This window comes from Nocardia sp. NPDC049707, assembly GCF_040674855.1.
Classification (GTDB): domain Bacteria; phylum Actinomycetota; class Actinomycetes; order Mycobacteriales; family Mycobacteriaceae; genus Nocardia.
Genome location: NZ_JBFANN010000008.1, coordinates 176,467 through 193,520, shown reverse-complemented (window position 1 = coordinate 193,520; position 17,054 = coordinate 176,467). Strand labels below are relative to the sequence as shown.

Here is a 17,054-nt window from a genome sequence, read left to right as displayed (position 1 = left end):
GTGGTCGCGAAGTTCACCCAGTCAGTGCGCATGTGCTGGCCGACATGGGAGATCTCGTTCGCTGCGTTCGGGTGGGCAGCGCGGTGAGCGCGTCGCGACTACGTCGCATGCGCTTCGACGACTCGGACGCGAGACGGGCCGCGAACGGTCGCTCGTAAGACTCGCTCCGTTGTGGTCGTTTAAGGCGGGTCGTTCGGTACCTGGTGCGCGGGTGCCGAGATTCGCGCCCGTGCTTCGACGACTCGGCTGAGTCGATGGCCGTGCCTACGCGCGGACGCAAACCGCGAACTCCTCGCTCGTCGGACAGAGATCCATCTCGGCTGAGTCGTGTGGCACGTTTCGCTATGGTCAGCGCGCGGTGATCGGGGGTTTCGGCGCGGGCGGTGGACGGCGAACGCGGACGGACCGAAGATGAGGTATGGCGTCTTCCGATGAACTGACCGTTGACGAGCCTGCCGACGTGCCCGCCCTCAGCCAGCTGGGTGAGGTGCGCCAGCACGCCACCTATCCGCCGATCGACGATTACGCGTTCCTGTCCGACTGTGAGACCAGCTGTCTGATCGCCAGCAATGGCGGTGTCGAGTGGATGTGCGTGCCGCGCCCCGACTCGCCGAGCATCTTCGGCGCGATGCTCGATCGCAGCGCCGGACATTTCCGGATCGGCCCGTATGGGGTCAATGTGCCCGCGGCGCGGCGGTATCTGCCCGGCGGCATGATCCTGGAGACCACCTGGCAATCCGAGACCGGCTGGCTGATCGTGCGCGACGCGCTGGTACTCGGCCCCTGGCACAATAACGATCAGCGCAGCAAGACCCATCGCCGCACGCCGATGGATTGGGATGCCGAGCACGTGCTGTTGCGGACGGTGAAGTGCGTGAACGGCACGGTCGAGCTGGAGATGAGCTGCGAACCCGCCTTCGATTACCACCGCGCCCCGGCCCGCTGGGAGTACACCGGCAAGGTGTACGAGGAGGCCACCGCGGTGCGTACCACCGATCCGACGGTGGGCCCGACGCTGGTGCTGACCACCGACCTGCGGTTGGGACTCGAGGGCCGCGAGGCCCGCGCCAGGACCAGGATGAAAGAGGGCGACGAGGTATTCGTCGCGCTGACCTGGTCGGAGCTGCCCCCGCCGCGCACCTTCGAGGAGGCGGCGCAGAAGATGTGGCAGACCACGGAATGCTGGCGGGAGTGGATCACTCTCGGCGATTTCCCGGATCATCCGTGGCGCAACTACTTGCAGCGCAGTGCGCTCACGCTGAAGGGACTCACCTACGCGCCGACCGGTGCGCTGATGGCCGCCGCGACCACCTCTCTGCCGGAAACCCCTGGCGGCCAGCGCAACTGGGACTACCGCTATACCTGGGTGCGTGATTCCAGTTTCGCGCTGTGGGGCCTGTACACCCTCGGCCTCGACCGCGAGGCCAACGACTTCTTCGCCTTCCTCAACGACGCCACCACCGGTGACAACGGCGAACCCGTTCCGCTGCAAGTGCTCTACGGTATCGGCGGCGAACGCGACCTCACCGAGAGCACGCTCGACAACCTGACCGGCTACGACGGCGCAAAACCCGTGCGCATCGGCAACGGCGCGTACAACCAGGACCAGCACGATATCTGGGGCACCATGCTCGACGCGGTGTACCTGCACGTGAAATCCCGCCAACAGGTGCCGGAGTCGCTGTGGCCGCTACTGGAGCGCCAGGTCGAGGCGGCCATCGCGCACTGGCAGGAGCCCGACCGCGGCATCTGGGAGGTCCGCGGTGAGCCACAGCATTTCACCTCGTCGAAGGTGATGTGCTGGCTGGCGCTGGACCGTGGCGCGAAACTGGCCGAACTGCACGGCGAATACGAGCGGGCCACCGAGTGGTACACCGTCGCCGACCAGATCAAGGCCGATATCCTCACCAACGGCGTGAATGCCGACGGTGTCTTCACCCAGACCTACGGCGGCGACACCCTGGACGCGTCACTGCTGCTGGTGGTGCTGAACCGCTTCCTGCCGCCCACCGACCATCGGGTGCGCGCGACCGTGCTCTCGATCGCCGACCGGCTCACCGAGAACGGTCTGGTGCTGCGCTACCGGACCGAAACCACCGATGACGGTTTGACCGGCACGGAGGGCACCTTCACCATCTGCTCGTTCTGGTTGGTCTCCGCGCTGGTGGAGATCGGCGAGCTGCAACGGGCCCGGCATCTGTGCGAGCGGCTGCTCGGCTATGCGAGTCCGCTGCGGCTCTACGCCGAGGAGATCGATTCGCGCAGTGGACGTCATCTCGGTAACTTCCCGCAGGCATTCACCCATCTGGCGCTGATCAATGCGGTGACGCATGTGATCAGGGCCGAGCAGTCACACAACTCCGGCAGGTTCCTGCCGGCGCATACGCCGACAAGCATTCGGGCCTGACAGACGAGCACGGCCGTCCCGTCTACGCGCCGGCACTGGGGCCTGCCTGCGCGGCGGCGCTGCGTTCTGCCTACGCGGCAGCGCTGATCCCATCGGCCTCGGCGCGCAACCCGCGCAACCTGCCGAGTTGCACGTCCAGATCGGCGATGCGTTCCTCACGGTGATCGCCGTATCTCCCATAGGCCACCTCCGCGACGCGCAACCGTTCGTCGGCGGCGCGGAGCACATCGGTGGCGACATCGGTGAAGTGATCGCGCAACGCGCGCTGCATGGCGCGCAACCGATTTCGCGATTCCTTACCGACCTGGAAGATCACATCGTCCATCAATCTGGCCACTGAAACCTTGGCCTCGGCCTGACGGCGCTGCTTACGCGCCTTGCGATCGTCCCACAGCGCATTGGCGCCGAGCAGCAACGCGGCGGCGGCCGAATACCAGTTCACCAGTGGCATTTTCAGCAGACTGGTGAGCACACCGACCATCAGCAGACCGCCGTAGGACCCGCGCATAACGGTCAGGAATTGACCGAGCACACCGGCTTTCGCGCTGTTCAGCGGATCCAGCGGCGCGACCTGGTCGAGCACTTCACCGGGATTTTCCAGGCGTAGGTCCGGTAGCGGCGGGGTGCGGTGATCAGCGGGGAATTTGGCGGCCACCTGTTCGGACAATTCCACCGCCCGGTAATGCGCGACCACGAAATTCTCTTCGACGGCCTCGCAGACACGCGCGTCCATATCCGCGCCGAAATCTTGCCAGTGGCGAGCCGGATCGGTCTTGGCTATCTCGGCCTCGGCATCGCGCACCAGACTGCGCAGCCGGTGCCGCAGGTCGTGTTCGATATCGGCCATCAGCTCCGTGCCGCCGTCACCGAGGGTGACCTGCCAGTTGGCCGAGCGCTGCCGCAGCTGATCGGCCTGATCGCGGGCGGCGACCAGCTGTTCGGTGATCTCCACCCGGCGGCGCGGATCGCGCAGCGCCTCGGCCTCGGTCCGCAGGGTCACGGCGAGGTGGTCGGCGATCAGCCGGATGTCATTGGCCGCGGCTTCCAGCACCAGGCTGTTGGCCCTAGCCAGCAGATAGTCGCGTAGATGGTCGACCAGTTGGGGCACACCGGATTCGATATCGCGCTGGTAATTGCCCGCCTGCAGGTGCAGCAGCGCGGAGACCGGCGCCACCGCGAAGCCCAGGCCCGCCGCGTCCAATAGCTCGCGATTGCGCTGCTGGGTGTGCTGCCAATGCGGGTGCAGGTCGATCTTGTTCAGCGCGCAGATGACCGTCGGACAGATCTGCTGGATGCGCGCGAGATAGTCGATCTGCTCCGCGCTGAACTCGGTGCCGGCGTCACCGACGTAGAGCACCGCATCCGCGGCGGCGATCATCGACCAGGTGGCGTGATCCTCGCCGTCGCCGCCGGGTGCGTCCATCAGCACGAGTCCCTCGGCCAGCAGCGGGCTCGGCTCGGTGAATTCGGCGCGGATCACCCCGTCGGTGGCCAGCGCGGGCCCGGGGTCGAGCGGATCGACGGGCTGGCGCTCGATCCGGCCCGCGCCCAGCGATTTCACCAGCTCAGCGGTCGGCTCCGGTCCGTACTCGGCGATCACCGGCACACTCAGCGCACTCTCGGTAGCGCTGACCCGCGCCCCGATCAGACCGTTGACCAGGGTGCTCATGCCGTTCTTCGCGGCGCCGACGACCACTAGGCGCAGCCGGGTGTCACCGACCCTGGCCCGGACCATGCTCAGTCGGGCGCCCAGGTCTTGTCGGCCCGCGGAGCGGGTCATCTCCTGCAGTCGATCGAGGATTCCGATGACTGGCGCCATCGCCTCCGGATGTTTCACCGTGGCAGCCTCCAGCCCCGCTGCGGCAGACAACCGCTCCTCCTCACTGTCGTACGGATATCGCATTCGACGATGACACGCGCCAGCGCGCCGGGTGCGCGCGACCCCCGTGCGGCTCCTAGATCAGGGTGATATCCAGGCCCGCCAGCAGGTGACTGCCGTCGTCCAGACCCGGATCGGGCAGCAGCGGGGTGGACAGCCCGGCGGCCATGAGGGTCGATGTCGTGTGATCGGGCTCGTATACCGGGTGCCCGAAATCGGCCGGATCGCCGATTTCCGCGGCGATCGGGTGGATCGGCGGTTTCATCGGGGTGATCGGTGCGGGCATCGTCGGCGCTGGCACATGCGGCTGCTGAGTCGGGATCGGTGCGGGGGGATTCGCGGTCGGGATACCGATATCCACAGTCGGCGCGACCGTCGGCGCGGAATGAGTGACCGTCGGCAGCGATACGGTCGGCACGTCCACGGTCGGGGCGTCGGCCGTCGGGTAGGTGGTGTGTGTGCCGCCCGTGCCGCCCGTGCCGCCGTTGACCGTGCTCGGGGTGATTCCGCCGCTGTGACCGGTACTCGGTCCGCCAGCGTTGCCGGTGCTCGGGATCGTCACATCGTCGTCGTCCGGTGTCGTCGGCATCGCGGTGTGGGACGGCACGTTCGTGCTGGGAGCCTGCGTGGTCGGCGCGTGGGTCGCGGTGGGGATCTTCGTCGTCCCGGTGATATCCGTGCCCGGAAGTGCGGTGGTGCCGGGTATGACGCTGCCCGTATCGGGCAGCGTGGTCGGATGCCCGGCGGTGTTGTCGCCAGGGATGACCGGAACCGGCACCGTCTTGGTGATGGTGGTCGGGATGTCGGTCAACGGTGTGGTGGTCGGATGCGAATCTTCGACCACGATCGGATGCTTCGCCGGCACCGGCCGCGGCTCGAACAGGGCGGGCACCACCGCGGCGGGCGCGGTCAGTGGTGACGGACCCGATGGCGCGACAAGGACATTGGCGACCGGGGTGCTCGCCACATCCGGCTGAATCGTGGTCTGCAGCGGGGTGGCCGCAACCGGCGCGGCGACCGCGGCGGGCGCGACGACCGCTGAGGCCACCGGTGCGGGCGCGACGGCCGGTGCGATCGGAGCGGGCAGCGGCGCCGCGAACGGCTGCACCGCAACGGGCTGCACGGCCGAGTACTGGGGAACGGATCCGCCAACAGGCTGGGTGCCGACCGAGCTGGCCGTGCCGGGCGCACCGGAGTTGTCGAGGCCGGAACGTCCGGTGCCGCTGGGAGTTCGGCCGAGCCAATCGGAGAACCTGTCGATATTGTCACCGACCCGATCCACATTGTCACCGACCCGATCCACGCCGGCCTCGATCTTCAGCGCACCCTCGACCTCGACCTTGGACTGTGTGGCCAGGTACATCCCGTTGGGACCGATACTGAAGTCCACGGCGAGTTCGGTATGCACACTGAAACCGGCTCCCGCATTGATGAATGCGCTGAAGGCATCGGGATTGCCGACACCGTGGAACATATCGGCGCCGTGGAATGCATCGCCGCCGTGGAACAGCTCACCGCTGCCCCCGGTCGCGCCGCTGTGAAACATATTGCCGCCGTAGAACGGAACGTGGCTCGCGACCGCATCGCCGTCGTCGGCGCTTTCGCCATCGTCGCTCGCCGACTCGCCGATCGCCGAGTTGTCGGCCGTCCCCGATGCCGGAACGCGAGGCAGGGCAAACGGATTCGAACCCGGAGCGAGGAAGGCGCTCGGGTTGGGGAGGTCGAAACCGTGGCCGCTGTGACCGAAGTCGAATCCGGGCAGGTTGCCGAAGCCGCCTGGCACATGCGCGGTACCGAGATCGAGGCCGGACTGTGGTGCCCCGCTGTGCAGATCGAGTCCGGAGCGTTCGCCCTCGGCGCCGAGGGCGATTCCGGGCTGATAGCTGTTGCCGTACCCGGCGTTCTGCCACGGCTGTGGTGCATGCTGCTGCGGTGCCGGCCCGACGTGCACGCCGGAATTGGGCACATTCGGGATGGTGAACGGTGCGTTCACGCTGATATCGCGCGGGGTCGGCGTCGACGAATGCAGTGGGGCGGGCGGTGCCGAATTCGGATCCGGATCCGGGAAGGTGACCACCGGGCTCGGCGCGCCGGCATCGGGGTCGCGGGTATAGGCCGAAGTCCAGCTGTCGAGCCGTTGCCCACCGGGATGGGCTGGCGCTGGGGCGGTACCGCCACTGGCGACCAGCGCGCCGCCGGTGACGTACGCGCCCGCCCTCGCTACCCGCGCGACGCCGGTGGCAACGCGATAGGCCGTATCGCCCGCACGGTCGTCAGCTCCGGTGGCATCGCCATCGAAGGGCAGGTCACTCGTCATGCAAGCTCCACTCTCAGGTTTCCAGCATCCTCACCACGCCGGGCAGACCGAGTCAAGATTACCCAACCATATTCCGGAGAACCCAACTGTCACATTCGGCAGGTCCGCAAGGAATACGACTGCGACAAGCAACACAACCTTGCCATCAGAGAACACAGAACGGAAGCCCTTGTTCTTATGGGCACCCCAAACCGGTGGCAGGCGTTGCCATTCGACCCGCTCGAGCGTTCCGAAACCGCGCCACGCGGCGGCTCGCTCGAAGCCGTGCCGACGAGACTACGCCTCGTCCAGAAGGGGCGTGCGGTAATCGGGGGTCGGTTTGCCAGGCCGCCCGCAGACGGCGAAGCTGCCGGTCAGGGTGATGCCGGTGGCACGGATCCGGAAGTGTTCGTGCGAGTGGTGCGCCCAGGGGAGGGACGCCGGTTGCAGAAGATCACGAAGACGAGCAGGCAACCCGATCAGGACACGACGCGCGATCGTGGTGATGGCTTCGGCTCAGCGGCAGCCGGTCCCGGCGATCACTCGGCTGATGCAGGTGTCGGAAGCCTATGTGCGGCAAGTGATCCACGACTTCAACGAACGGGGGTTCGAAGCGTTGGACCCGAAATGGAGCTGGGACAGGCCAACGAAGGTCGATCGCGGGACACGTGAACACATCGCCTGCGTCGCCCGGTGCTGCCCCCGTGACCTGGTCTCGGTGCACTGACCATGGACGTTGGCGACGTCGGCTACGAAGGGTGTCGGTGCCGCCCGGGGTGACGGCTGATCGGCGGCCTTGATTTCTTTGGGTCTCACCGCGATTGCGCAGTACTGCTCTCCAGCCGGTCACAGGGGAAGCAGGAGTGCAGTGACTGCGAACTGCGTGTGGCGTACCACACACCATGGAATTCGACGCCTAAGGTCTGACTCGGTCCGCCCATCAGGGGCAGTTGAGTGGAGGGATTCGAAGTATGAAGTTCGAGAAGATCACTGCTGCCGTTTTCATGGCCATCTCGGCCGTGGGTATCACTGCGGCAACCGCCCATGCAGAGCTGGCCGTAACGGAGCAGCCCACTGCGGGGGACACGACTTCCGGTGTGGATCATGGAATCAACTACCAGATCACCGTTTCGCCGGTCGACAGGGTCGTTATCGCCACCGTCGAGAATGGCAAGTTCGAGATCGCGCAGAACGGTGCGGTGGTGCTCGAGTCCGGCGACGGAGCCGCGGTGACCGAAGTGCCGCAATCGTACGCCGTCGACGGGCGTTCAATCGCGATTGCGCAGCGCATCGGTGCGGACGGCCACACCCTGACGCTGACACCGACCCCGACGGCAGAAGATATTGCGCAACTGAGGGACATCAGCTCCTATGACCGGCTCAAGGAGCAGATCAACAAGAACCTGCCTGGCGTCGTCGGCGGTGCCATCGTCGGTGGCATCCTCGGGGCGTGTATGCCCCTGATTTGGGGGATCAGCATCCCCGTTGGTGTGCTGATCGGTGGAACCGTCGGCGGATACGTCGTGGGCGGCCCGGAGTTCCTCGGCGCCGTACAGGCGCTCGCCAGCGGCCAGCCGTGATCACGGGCAGGTGAAATAGCGGCCAACTGGTCGGGGGTTGAGGAGCATCTGCGAGAAATCGGGGTTGCGGCAGATTCGGGAGCTCATTGCCCCTTTCGCTCGTATCCCGGCAGGCCCCTGTTCGGTGAGTCAGGGCTGTGGCTTACGCAGTACGTCGAACAATGATCGTGGCCTCGCCGTGCGCGGTGGTGCTGGCGACCATGCCGCCGCTTTCGGCGGCGATCGCCAACGCCGGCCGCCACGGCGTGCTCGTCGAGTCCGCGGTCGTGATGGAACAGCTCCGCACCCACGCCCCAGGTCGCGTTCGACCAGACCGGCACCCGCACGTGCGGCACCCCTGAACTCACCGAAACCCGCAGTCCGGCCCCGCGTTTCGGCGACGATGACCTGCTGCGGCCGGCCGTTGCTGCCGAGCATCCCAGCGAGCACCCCTCGCCGCGGCGCTCACACCCACCGCACCGTTGCTCGCCGCACCCGGGTCCGCTGCCGAATCCACCGGACCGCATCGCGGGTCAATGTAGGCCTGCACCCCCGCGTCATCCCGGAGTATTACGGCGGTGTCGCTCATCCGCGGGCCGACCTCAGTCGGTCAGCACCGTCCCCGGTGCGGGAACCGTACCGTCGATCAGATATTCGATGATGGCTTCACGGGTGCGGCCGGGGAGGAAGAAGGAGGTGTGACCGTCGCCTTCGCGGGTCAGCAGGACCGCGTTCGGAATCTGCGTGGACATCAGTTGGGCCCAGCCGTAGGGGGTCGACGGGTCGTGGGTCGAGTTCACGATGAGGGGGGTGATGGTGGGTTTGGCGGTAACCGTATGCGGCGGGTTGGTGAATTCAGCGGGCCAGCCGAGGCAGTGGGCGAGGTAGCTATAGGATTCGGTGCCGCCGAGGGTGGTGGGGGCGATGGCGGCGGCCAGGATCTGCTCGGTTTTCAGGGCCGCGTAAGTGGTGAAGTCGGCGCGGTATTCGGCACATGCGACACCCAATCCGGCGGTCGTGGTGTCGGTGAGGACATGGGGTGACAGATCGCTGGCGTCGCCGGCGCGGGCATGGTCCAGCGCCGTGGCCAGACCCGCCCACCCGGCGACCGGGCCCACTGTGGATTTGAACAGCAGGCTCCCTTGAATGCCCGCGAGCAGATCACCGGTCCGGACCTGCGGTGCGCACTGTTTCGAGGTCGCGCACGTGGGTGCGGGTAGCGGGGCCTGCCGCGTGCGAGCCACCAGGTCGCGGACGACGGCGGTGGCATCGTCACCGCGCAACGCGCAATCGGCGGACTCGCGGCACCAGGCCGCGAAGCGACCCAGCCCGTTCTCGAAGGCCGTGGCCTCGTAGACGTGCATGGCGCTCAGCGGGAGCGAATGGTCCAATGCCCCATCGAGAACCAGCGCTCGGCTGCCGCTCGGGAAAAGGCGCGCGTATTCCAATCCGATCTCCGAGCCGTAGGACACCCCCACGTAGTTCAGCGGCTCGCCGCCGAGGCGCTGGCGCACCACGTCGAGGTCGCGAGCAACGGCCACGGTATCCATGTGGTCGAGCAACGGCCCGGTCAGGCGTCGACAGCTCGCACCGAATGCCTTATTGGATTCGACCAGCGCATCGAAGGCGGCCTGATCAGCGACGAAGACATCCGGCCGCCGGTTTGCCAGTTCCGGATCGCAGCGCATGGCGGGCTTGCTGGTCCCGATGCCGCGCGGGTCGAAGCCGATCAGGTCGAACCGCGCGCGCAGTTCGGCCGGGAACAGTCCGGGGTAGGTCGCCTCACCTGCGATCATCCCGACGCCTGATCCACCGGGCCCGCCCGGATCGAAGATCAGCGAGCCGATCCGACGCGCGGGATCGGCCGCAGGCAGTCTGCCGATTCCGACGGTGATCTTCTCGCCTTCCGGTTTGCGCCAGTCCAGCGGCACCTCGATATCCGCGCACTGAACGGCCGCCCCTATGTTGTCCGGGCACGCATGCCACGCAATGGGTTGCGCCGCGCCGCTGCCTTTCGCCCCCGACTCCGTACCGGGCGACACTCGCATCATCCGAGGGTAGAAGTCCTGGCGCCCCCCGCACATCCAGGACTTCCCCCATCTCGCACCGATCGCGCGCTGGTGGATTCGGGCATCCGCGACTGCGCAGACTGCCGCCGCGACCCACGGCATCGATACCCTCGAGCAACTCCCGCCACTGAGCGGCCGCGGAGCACGTGAGGCGGAAGAACTTTCCCATGCCATCACCCACATGCTCGGCCCCCGCCACGCGGCGGCTCGCTCGAAACCGTGCCGGCGAGACCAACTCGTCGGCAGCCACCCATAAGCCCGAAGTTCGATGCGCCGCAAGAGATTTCTAACAATTACTCAAGAGACGGTGAAGTTGCGCGCCCTAGCGTGGGTTTCGCCGGGACATCCCGGCACCGACACGAAGGAGATCGCATCATGACCGCACCCCTCGGACGCGGCCGAGCCCGCATTGTCACCATCGTCACCGGAACCGCAGTCGCCGCCGGCGCGGCCGTGCTGGTCGCGGCAGCCGCCTCGGCCCAGCCGCCGCGACCGGGCGACGGCGGCGTGACGGTGGTGTGCCCGGCGCCGGGTCCTGGCGGACCCCATGTGGTGATCGAGCAGGCGCCCGGCGCTCCGGCGGCACCGTTGCCCGACTGCCCGGGTCTCGATCCCTCCGGACCGGGCATCCCGGCGCCCGGCCAGCCCGTCGGCCCCGGCGTGCTGCACATCCAACCCGGACCGCGGTAGTAACGACAGCTGCCCGAGGGACGGCCCTATTGTGGCCCCATGACCGGACAACGCATCCTGGTTGTGGACGACGAAGTTCGAGTTCTCGCGTCGCTGCGGCGCGGGCTCGAACTCTCGGACTTCGAGGTGGTCACCGCCGGTGACGGCGCCGAGGCGCTATCGATGGTTCGCAGCGCCGAACCGGACGCCATTGTGCTCGATGTGAATATGCCGAATCTCGATGGGGCGGGCGTGGTTACGGCATTGCGCGCGATCGGTAACGACATTCCGATCTGCGTATTGAGCGCCCGTACCGCGGTCAGCGATCGGATCGCGGCCTTGGAACGCGGCGCCGACGATTACCTGACCAAACCCTTCGACCTCGGCGAACTCGTCGCTCGCCTGCACGCATTGCTGCGCCGTCGGCCCACGCTGATCCGGCCGTCCGGCGATGACCAACGCCAGGTCGGACAGGTGCGGATCGACCGGGCTGGCTATCGGGTGTACGTGAACGGCCAACAGGTGGAGCTGACCAAACGGGAATTCGAGGTGCTCGCCCTGCTGACAGAGAACGTCGGCATCGTGCTCAGTCGCGAGCAGATCCTTTCCGCAGTCTGGGGTTACGACTTCAGCACCGACACCAATGTGGTGGATGTGTTCGTCTCCTATCTGCGGCGAAAGTTGGAAACGCACGGTGCGGCGCGGGTGATCCACACCGTGCGCGGGGTCGGATTCGTACTGCGAGAGGAACCGTGAGCGAATGTCGGTAGCGGCGCAACCGAACCCGGCGTGGGCGAGTCGGTGGGGCCGGGCGATGCGGTCGCCGAAAGGCACAGTGTCGCTGTCGTTGCGCGCTCGCGTCGCGCTGGTATCGGGCGTGGTCGCGGCGCTTGTCGCGGTCACGCTCGGCATCGGCTATACCGCGCTGCTCGACGCCACCGGTTCGCGACAGTTCGACGAGACGGTCTCGACCATGGGCGTCGCGATCGCACCACCGCTGGATGCACCACCGCACGTGCTGATTCGGGCCCTCCCCGACCCGCCATCGGATCTCGCCCTACCCGGGCCGGTCATCGTGGCGCCCGGTGATGTCCGCACCACCGTCGCGGGAGCACCCGGTTTGGTGGTGCGGCTCGAAGCCGATCGCGCGCTGGTGGATTCGGCCATCCGCCGCAGCCAGCTGATCGGTATCGCGATCGGCATCACGGGCGTGCTGCTCGCCGCGGTACTCGGCTGGTTCCTGGCCGGCTACGCCGCACGGCCACTGCGCAGACTGGCCACCGCGACCCACGGCATCGATACTCTCGAGCAGCTCCCGCCACTGAGCGGCCGCGGAGCCCGTGAGGCGGAAGAACTTTCCGATGCCATCACCCACATGCTCGCGCGACTCGAGGCCGCACACGGCGCCACCAATCGCGCACTCGCCAGCGCCCGGGACTTCGCCGCGGTCTGCGCCCACGAGCTGCGTACACCGCTCACCGCGATGCGCACCGACCTGGAAGTCCTGGCCACCAAGGAATTGCCCGCTGAACAGCAGCGCGCGGTACTCGCCGATGTCCTGCTCGTCGAGCGCCAGATCGAGAACACCTTGACCGAGTTGGAACAACTCGCCGTCGGCGAACTCACCGAATCCGACGCCTTCGAACCCTTCGAACTCTGCGAAACCCTCGACCGCGCAGTACAGGACGCGCGCCGCCGACATCCCGAGGTCAGCATCGACCTCACCGAATGCACCCCGACGACGGTGACCGGTCTCCCCGGCGGGCTCATGCTCATCGTCACCAACGCGGTCGCCAACGCCGTACAGCACGGTCACGCACACACCATCACGGTCGCGGCCCGCCGCCCCGACTCCGACGCCGTCGACATCATCATCGACGACGATGGCACCGGCATCCCCGCCACGCTCCACCCGACCGCCTTCGACCGCTTCGTCAAAGGCCACGGCTCCCCCGGCTCCGGTCTGGGCCTGGCCCTGGTCCGCCAGCAAGCCGAACTCCATTCCGGCACAGCCGAACTGAACTCCAGCCCGCTGGGCGGCGTACGTCTGCGCGTCCGGATCAATCCGACACGCTGAGCCAGGGCGGCGAAGCTACTTCTGGCCCTTGGGTTTGTCGGCGGCGGCATCGGAGGAGAGCGCGGCCACGAAGGCTTCCTGCGGGACGTCCACGCGACCGATGGTCTTCATGCGCTTCTTGCCCTCCTTCTGCTTCTCCAGCAGTTTGCGCTTACGGCTGATGTCACCGCCGTAGCACTTGGCGAGCACGTCCTTGCGGATGGCACGGATGTTCTCGCGGGCAATGATCTTCGAGCCGATGGCGGCCTGAATGGGTACCTCGAACTGCTGACGTGGAATGAGTTCGCGCAGTTTGGTGGTCATCTTGTGGCCATAGGCCTGCGCGGCGTCCCGGTGCACGATCGCGCTGAACGCGTCCACGGCCTCGCCCTGCAGCAGGATATCCACCTTGACCAGCGCCGATTCCTGCACGCCCGACTCCTCGTAATCGAGGCTGGCATAACCGCGGGTGCGCGACTTCAACGAATCGAAGAAGTCGAAGATGATCTCGGCCATCGGCATGGTGTAGCGCAGCTCGACCCGGGTCTCGGACAGATAGTCCATGCCGCCGAGTTCACCGCGCCGGGCCTGGCACAGCTCCATGATCGAGCCGATGAATTCACTCGGCGAGATGATGGTGCACTTGACCACCGGCTCATACACGTGCCGGATCTTGCCCTCGGGCCAGTACGACGGATTGGTGACGACGTGTTCGGCGCCGTCCTCCATCTGCACCGTGTAGACCACGTTCGGCGCGGTCGAGATCAGGTCCAGATCGAATTCGCGCTGCAGCCGCTCCCGGGTGATCTCCATGTGCAGCAGACCGAGGAAGCCACAGCGGAACCCGAAGCCGAGCGCCACCGAGGTCTCCGGCTCATAGGTCAGCGCGGCATCGTTGAGCTGGAGCTTGTCGAGTGCGTCGCGCAGGTCCGGATAGTCCGAGCCGTCGACCGGGTACAAACCGGAGTACACCATCGGGCGCGGCTCGCGATAGCCGGTGAGCGGTTCGCTCGCACCGCCGCGCGCAGAGGTCACGGTATCGCCGACCTTCGACTGGCGCACATCCTTCACGCCGGTGATCAGATAACCGACCTCGCCGACGCCGAGGCCCTGAGTGGGCTTGGGCTCCGGCGAGACGATGCCGACCTCGAGCAACTCGTGGGTCGCGCCGGTGGACATCATCTTGATCTTCTCGCGCGGAATGATCTTGCCGTCCACCACACGGACATAGGTGACCACGCCGCGATAGGTGTCATAGACCGAGTCGAAGATCATGGCGCGCGCGGGTGCTTCCGGATCGCCGACCGGCGGGGGCACCTGCTTGATGACCTCGTTCAGCAGCTCCACCACACCGACACCGGTCTTACCCGATACCCGCAGCACGTCATCGGGTTCGCAGCCGACGATATGGGCGATCTCGGCGGCGTAGCGGTCCGGATCGGCGGCGGGCAGGTCGATCTTGTTCAGCACCGGAATGATCGTCAGATCCTTGTCCAGCGCCAGATACAGATTCGCCAGCGTCTGCGCCTCGATGCCCTGCGCCGCGTCGACCAGCAGCACCGCACCTTCACACGCCTCGAGTGCACGCGACACTTCGTAGGTGAAGTCGACGTGGCCGGGCGTATCGATCAGATGCAGCACATAGTCGGTGCCGTCGACCTGCCAGGGCAGTCGCACATTCTGGGCCTTGATGGTGATGCCGCGTTCCCGCTCGATATCCATTCGGTCCAGGTACTGGGCGCGCATCGCCCGTTCCTCGACCACACCGGTGAGCTGCAACATACGGTCGGCCAGCGTCGACTTGCCGTGGTCGATATGCGCGATGATGCAGAAGTTCCGGATCCGGGCGGGATCGGTGAACGTCGTGTCGGCGAAGCTGGCGGGCACTCCACTCCTCATGGGTATCGGCAAACTGCCCTCCATCGTCCCATGCGCGAGGTAGAGACGCTGTCAGCGGTTCACCGTTCTGCGTTCCGTACCACTTTTCAGCCGCGATAGCCGGTGCCGGCGATGCGGTGCGCGTAGTCGGCGCACAGGTAGTTCTCGGGTACCTGCTCGGTCACCGGCACCTCGAAATAGTCGTCCTTGGTACGGACCGCGAGGTATTTGTCCTTGGCATCGCGATGACACCACATGCCGGTGATGCCGTGGCCGTACGGCGAGTAGTCGGAGAACAGGCACGTTATGCAGGAAAGCAGGCGGACGTCGTCCGGGAACTGTTGTCCGAGCCGGAACAACGCGTCCTCGAAGTATCGGTCGGCGCCGTGGTAGGTCTGCCCATCTATGTCGATGGCGAGATCGAGCGACTCCCCTGCCCCGCCGGGCAGCAGGGTCAGCCGGAAGTGGATCACACCTGGTTGCCGCTGCTCGCGCACTTGCACGGTGCAGGGCAGTTCGCCGGAGAACGCACAGCCCGAGATGGCATCCCACTGGTCGACGGGAAGTCCGACCCGCAGGGCGGCGACCTTGTCATGGGGATCGAGCGCGTCGAAGTCCGGACCCGCCACCGGAACGCCACGAATCACCGTCCGGATATCGAACCGGTTCGGACCCCAGTGTCGCGATGGCCCGATCCGCCACATGACGCGCTCGGTGCCGTGATCGTCGGTGTAGGTTCCCGGAAAAACCTGGGGCTGCACAACTGGATCCTTCTTCCGCGACGAATTGCCCGACTCTAACGAAGAATCCCCCGTATTTTCGGCGGGGTGGAGAAATTGATCTTCGTCCTGCGCCGATCCGATGCCGATGCGACCGAGTCGTGGTGCGAATCGCTGCGCACCATCGTGGCCACGCGCCTGGTCGACCTCGGGGTGGCTGGTGTCACCGTTTATATCCGTGATGCGGCGGTCCAGGCCGCACGGATGCGAATGGTCACGCTGGACCCGCCGATCGCCGCGGCGGTTACGGTCTGGGTCGAGCAGAGCTATGGTCCCGAGGCCACGGCCGCGGCGGATATCCTCGCCGAATTCGGCACCGCGGTACACGGCTATCTGGTAACCGAGTCGGTGCCACTGCGACTGGACGATTCGGTCCCGACCCGCACCGAGGGCTTCGGCAACCTCGCCTTCCTACGCAGACCCGCCGAACTCACGCAGGAACAATGGCTGCGCGAGTGGCAGGGGCGACATACCGCGGTGGCCATCGAGACGCAATCGACCTTCGGCTATACCCAGAACGTAGTGGTCCGGGCGATCACACCGGACGCGCCCGCCATCGATGCCATTGTCGAGGAACAGTTTCCGGCCGAGGCGCTCACCGATCCGATGGTCTGGTACGGCGCGCGGGACGCTGCCGAGTTCCAGGGTCGGGTGCGGCGCATGCTGGACTCGGTCGCGCGGATCGGCGCCGATCGCGACCTCGATACCGTATCTGCCAGCAGATATCCAGTGCTGCAACCATTTTCGACACGGACACAGCAGCACATCGGCGCATGATGCGCGCACGTCGCCGTGCGCACGGCCGCCGACCGCGAACACGCAACGCTACCGGGCAGTAGGCAGTGCTGATGAGGAGACGAGATAGCGCCGTTACCATCCAAGGATGGCCCGAACTTGGAACACGATCGGCAAGCAGCTAGGCCTCATCGCGAAGCAGCAGGGGCCCAAGATCGTCAAGCAACGGGCGCCGAAGCTGGTAGGCAAGTTGCAGCGCTCATCGCTGCTCGAGCGCGCGGTCGGGTCACTCGCGACCCGGAAGGCGCCCGCGGTCGCGATCCGGCCCACTGCCTCGACCCCGGTGCCGACCGCCGAGCGGGCCAGGCAGATCGTCTACTGCCCGCAGCTGGACGGTCGCGCCGATCCGGGCGAGATCGTGTGGACCTGGGTGCCCTATGAAGAGGATCCGAACAACGGCAAGGACCGCCCGGTGCTCGTCGTCGGCCGCGATCGCAGGACCCTGCTCGGGCTGATGCTGTCGTCGAATCCGAAACGCGCGCACGACCGTGACTGGGTCGGAATCGGCAGCGGCAGTTGGGATCACGAGGGCAGGCCGAGCTGGGTCCGCCTCGATCGGGTACTGGACGTCCCGGAGGACGGCATCCGCCGCGAAGGCGCGATCCTGGCGCGCAAGACCTTCGACCTGGTTGCCCACCGCTTGTGTGCCGAATACGCCTGGCACTAG

13 protein-coding genes and 1 pseudogene are annotated in these 17,054 nt (G+C 66.6%); 9 read left to right on the top strand and 5 right to left on the bottom strand.

The window, feature by feature from the left end; genetic code table 11:
• Positions 1 to 418: 418 nt before the first annotated feature.
• Positions 419 to 2,407: a glycoside hydrolase family 15 protein gene (locus AB0J29_RS11025; protein ID WP_364782822.1), complete on the top strand. Its 1,989-nt coding sequence runs from the start codon at positions 419 to 421 to the stop codon at positions 2,405 to 2,407.
• A 70-nt stretch (positions 2,408 to 2,477) separates the two neighbouring features.
• On the opposite strand, the gene AB0J29_RS11020 is transcribed toward AB0J29_RS11025, so the two are convergent.
• Both AB0J29_RS11020 and AB0J29_RS11015 read right to left on the bottom strand, forming a co-directional pair.
• On the bottom strand, positions 2,478 to 4,277 hold the full coding sequence (locus AB0J29_RS11020) for a hypothetical protein (RefSeq protein WP_364782819.1): 1,800 nt from the start codon (positions 4,275 to 4,277) through the stop codon (positions 2,478 to 2,480).
• Positions 4,278 to 4,362: 85 nt separating this feature from the next.
• Positions 4,363 to 6,603 (bottom strand): hypothetical protein, encoded by a 2,241-nt coding sequence (locus AB0J29_RS11015; protein WP_364782816.1) that lies wholly within the window; start codon positions 6,601 to 6,603, stop codon positions 4,363 to 4,365.
• Positions 6,604 to 6,964: 361 nt separating this feature from the next.
• Here AB0J29_RS11015 and AB0J29_RS11010 point away from each other — a divergent pair, with 361 nt between their 5' ends.
• The 3 genes and pseudogenes from AB0J29_RS11010 to AB0J29_RS11000 form a co-directional block, all read left to right on the top strand.
• Positions 6,965 to 7,309, top strand: coding sequence for a helix-turn-helix domain-containing protein (locus AB0J29_RS11010; RefSeq protein WP_364782813.1), 345 nt, complete (start codon positions 6,965 to 6,967; stop codon positions 7,307 to 7,309).
• Positions 7,310 to 7,553: 244 nt separating this feature from the next.
• On the top strand, positions 7,554 to 8,162 hold the full coding sequence (locus AB0J29_RS11005; protein ID WP_364782810.1) for a hypothetical protein: 609 nt from the start codon (positions 7,554 to 7,556) through the stop codon (positions 8,160 to 8,162).
• Between the two features lie 161 nt (positions 8,163 to 8,323).
• Positions 8,324 to 8,594 (top strand): annotated as a pseudogene (locus AB0J29_RS11000) (heavy metal translocating P-type ATPase); the annotation flags it as partial.
• A 149-nt stretch (positions 8,595 to 8,743) separates the two neighbouring features.
• Here AB0J29_RS11000 and AB0J29_RS10995 read toward each other — a convergent pair.
• Positions 8,744 to 10,183: an alpha/beta hydrolase gene (locus tag AB0J29_RS10995; RefSeq protein WP_364782807.1), complete on the bottom strand. Its 1,440-nt coding sequence runs from the start codon at positions 10,181 to 10,183 to the stop codon at positions 8,744 to 8,746.
• Between the two features lie 402 nt (positions 10,184 to 10,585).
• Between AB0J29_RS10995 and AB0J29_RS10990 the strand changes: the two genes are divergently transcribed.
• From AB0J29_RS10990 to AB0J29_RS10980, 3 genes are read left to right on the top strand one after another with little or no spacing between them, the layout of a single operon-like run.
• Complete coding sequence (locus AB0J29_RS10990) at positions 10,586 to 10,900, top strand: hypothetical protein (protein WP_364782804.1); 315 nt, start codon at positions 10,586 to 10,588, stop codon at positions 10,898 to 10,900.
• A gap of 39 nt (positions 10,901 to 10,939) precedes the next feature.
• Complete coding sequence (locus tag AB0J29_RS10985) at positions 10,940 to 11,635, top strand: response regulator transcription factor (RefSeq protein ID WP_364782801.1); 696 nt, start codon at positions 10,940 to 10,942, stop codon at positions 11,633 to 11,635.
• A 58-nt stretch (positions 11,636 to 11,693) separates the two neighbouring features.
• Positions 11,694 to 12,956, top strand: a complete 1,263-nt coding sequence (locus AB0J29_RS10980; RefSeq protein ID WP_364782798.1) for a HAMP domain-containing sensor histidine kinase — start codon at positions 11,694 to 11,696, stop codon at positions 12,954 to 12,956.
• A 15-nt stretch (positions 12,957 to 12,971) separates the two neighbouring features.
• On the opposite strand, the gene lepA is transcribed toward AB0J29_RS10980, so the two are convergent.
• Positions 12,972 to 14,834, bottom strand: a complete 1,863-nt coding sequence (gene lepA, locus AB0J29_RS10975) for a translation elongation factor 4 (protein WP_364782795.1) — start codon at positions 14,832 to 14,834, stop codon at positions 12,972 to 12,974.
• A gap of 86 nt (positions 14,835 to 14,920) precedes the next feature.
• Positions 14,921 to 15,574: a DUF6304 family protein gene (locus AB0J29_RS10970; RefSeq protein WP_364782792.1), complete on the bottom strand. Its 654-nt coding sequence runs from the start codon at positions 15,572 to 15,574 to the stop codon at positions 14,921 to 14,923.
• A gap of 66 nt (positions 15,575 to 15,640) precedes the next feature.
• Between AB0J29_RS10970 and AB0J29_RS10965 the strand changes: the two genes are divergently transcribed.
• Complete coding sequence (locus AB0J29_RS10965) at positions 15,641 to 16,369, top strand: hypothetical protein (RefSeq protein ID WP_364782788.1); 729 nt, start codon at positions 15,641 to 15,643, stop codon at positions 16,367 to 16,369.
• Between the two features lie 106 nt (positions 16,370 to 16,475).
• Positions 16,476 to 17,054 carry a type II toxin-antitoxin system PemK/MazF family toxin gene (locus tag AB0J29_RS10960; protein ID WP_364782785.1) on the top strand — a complete coding sequence of 193 codons (579 nt, stop codon included), beginning with the start codon at positions 16,476 to 16,478 and terminating at the stop codon, positions 17,052 to 17,054.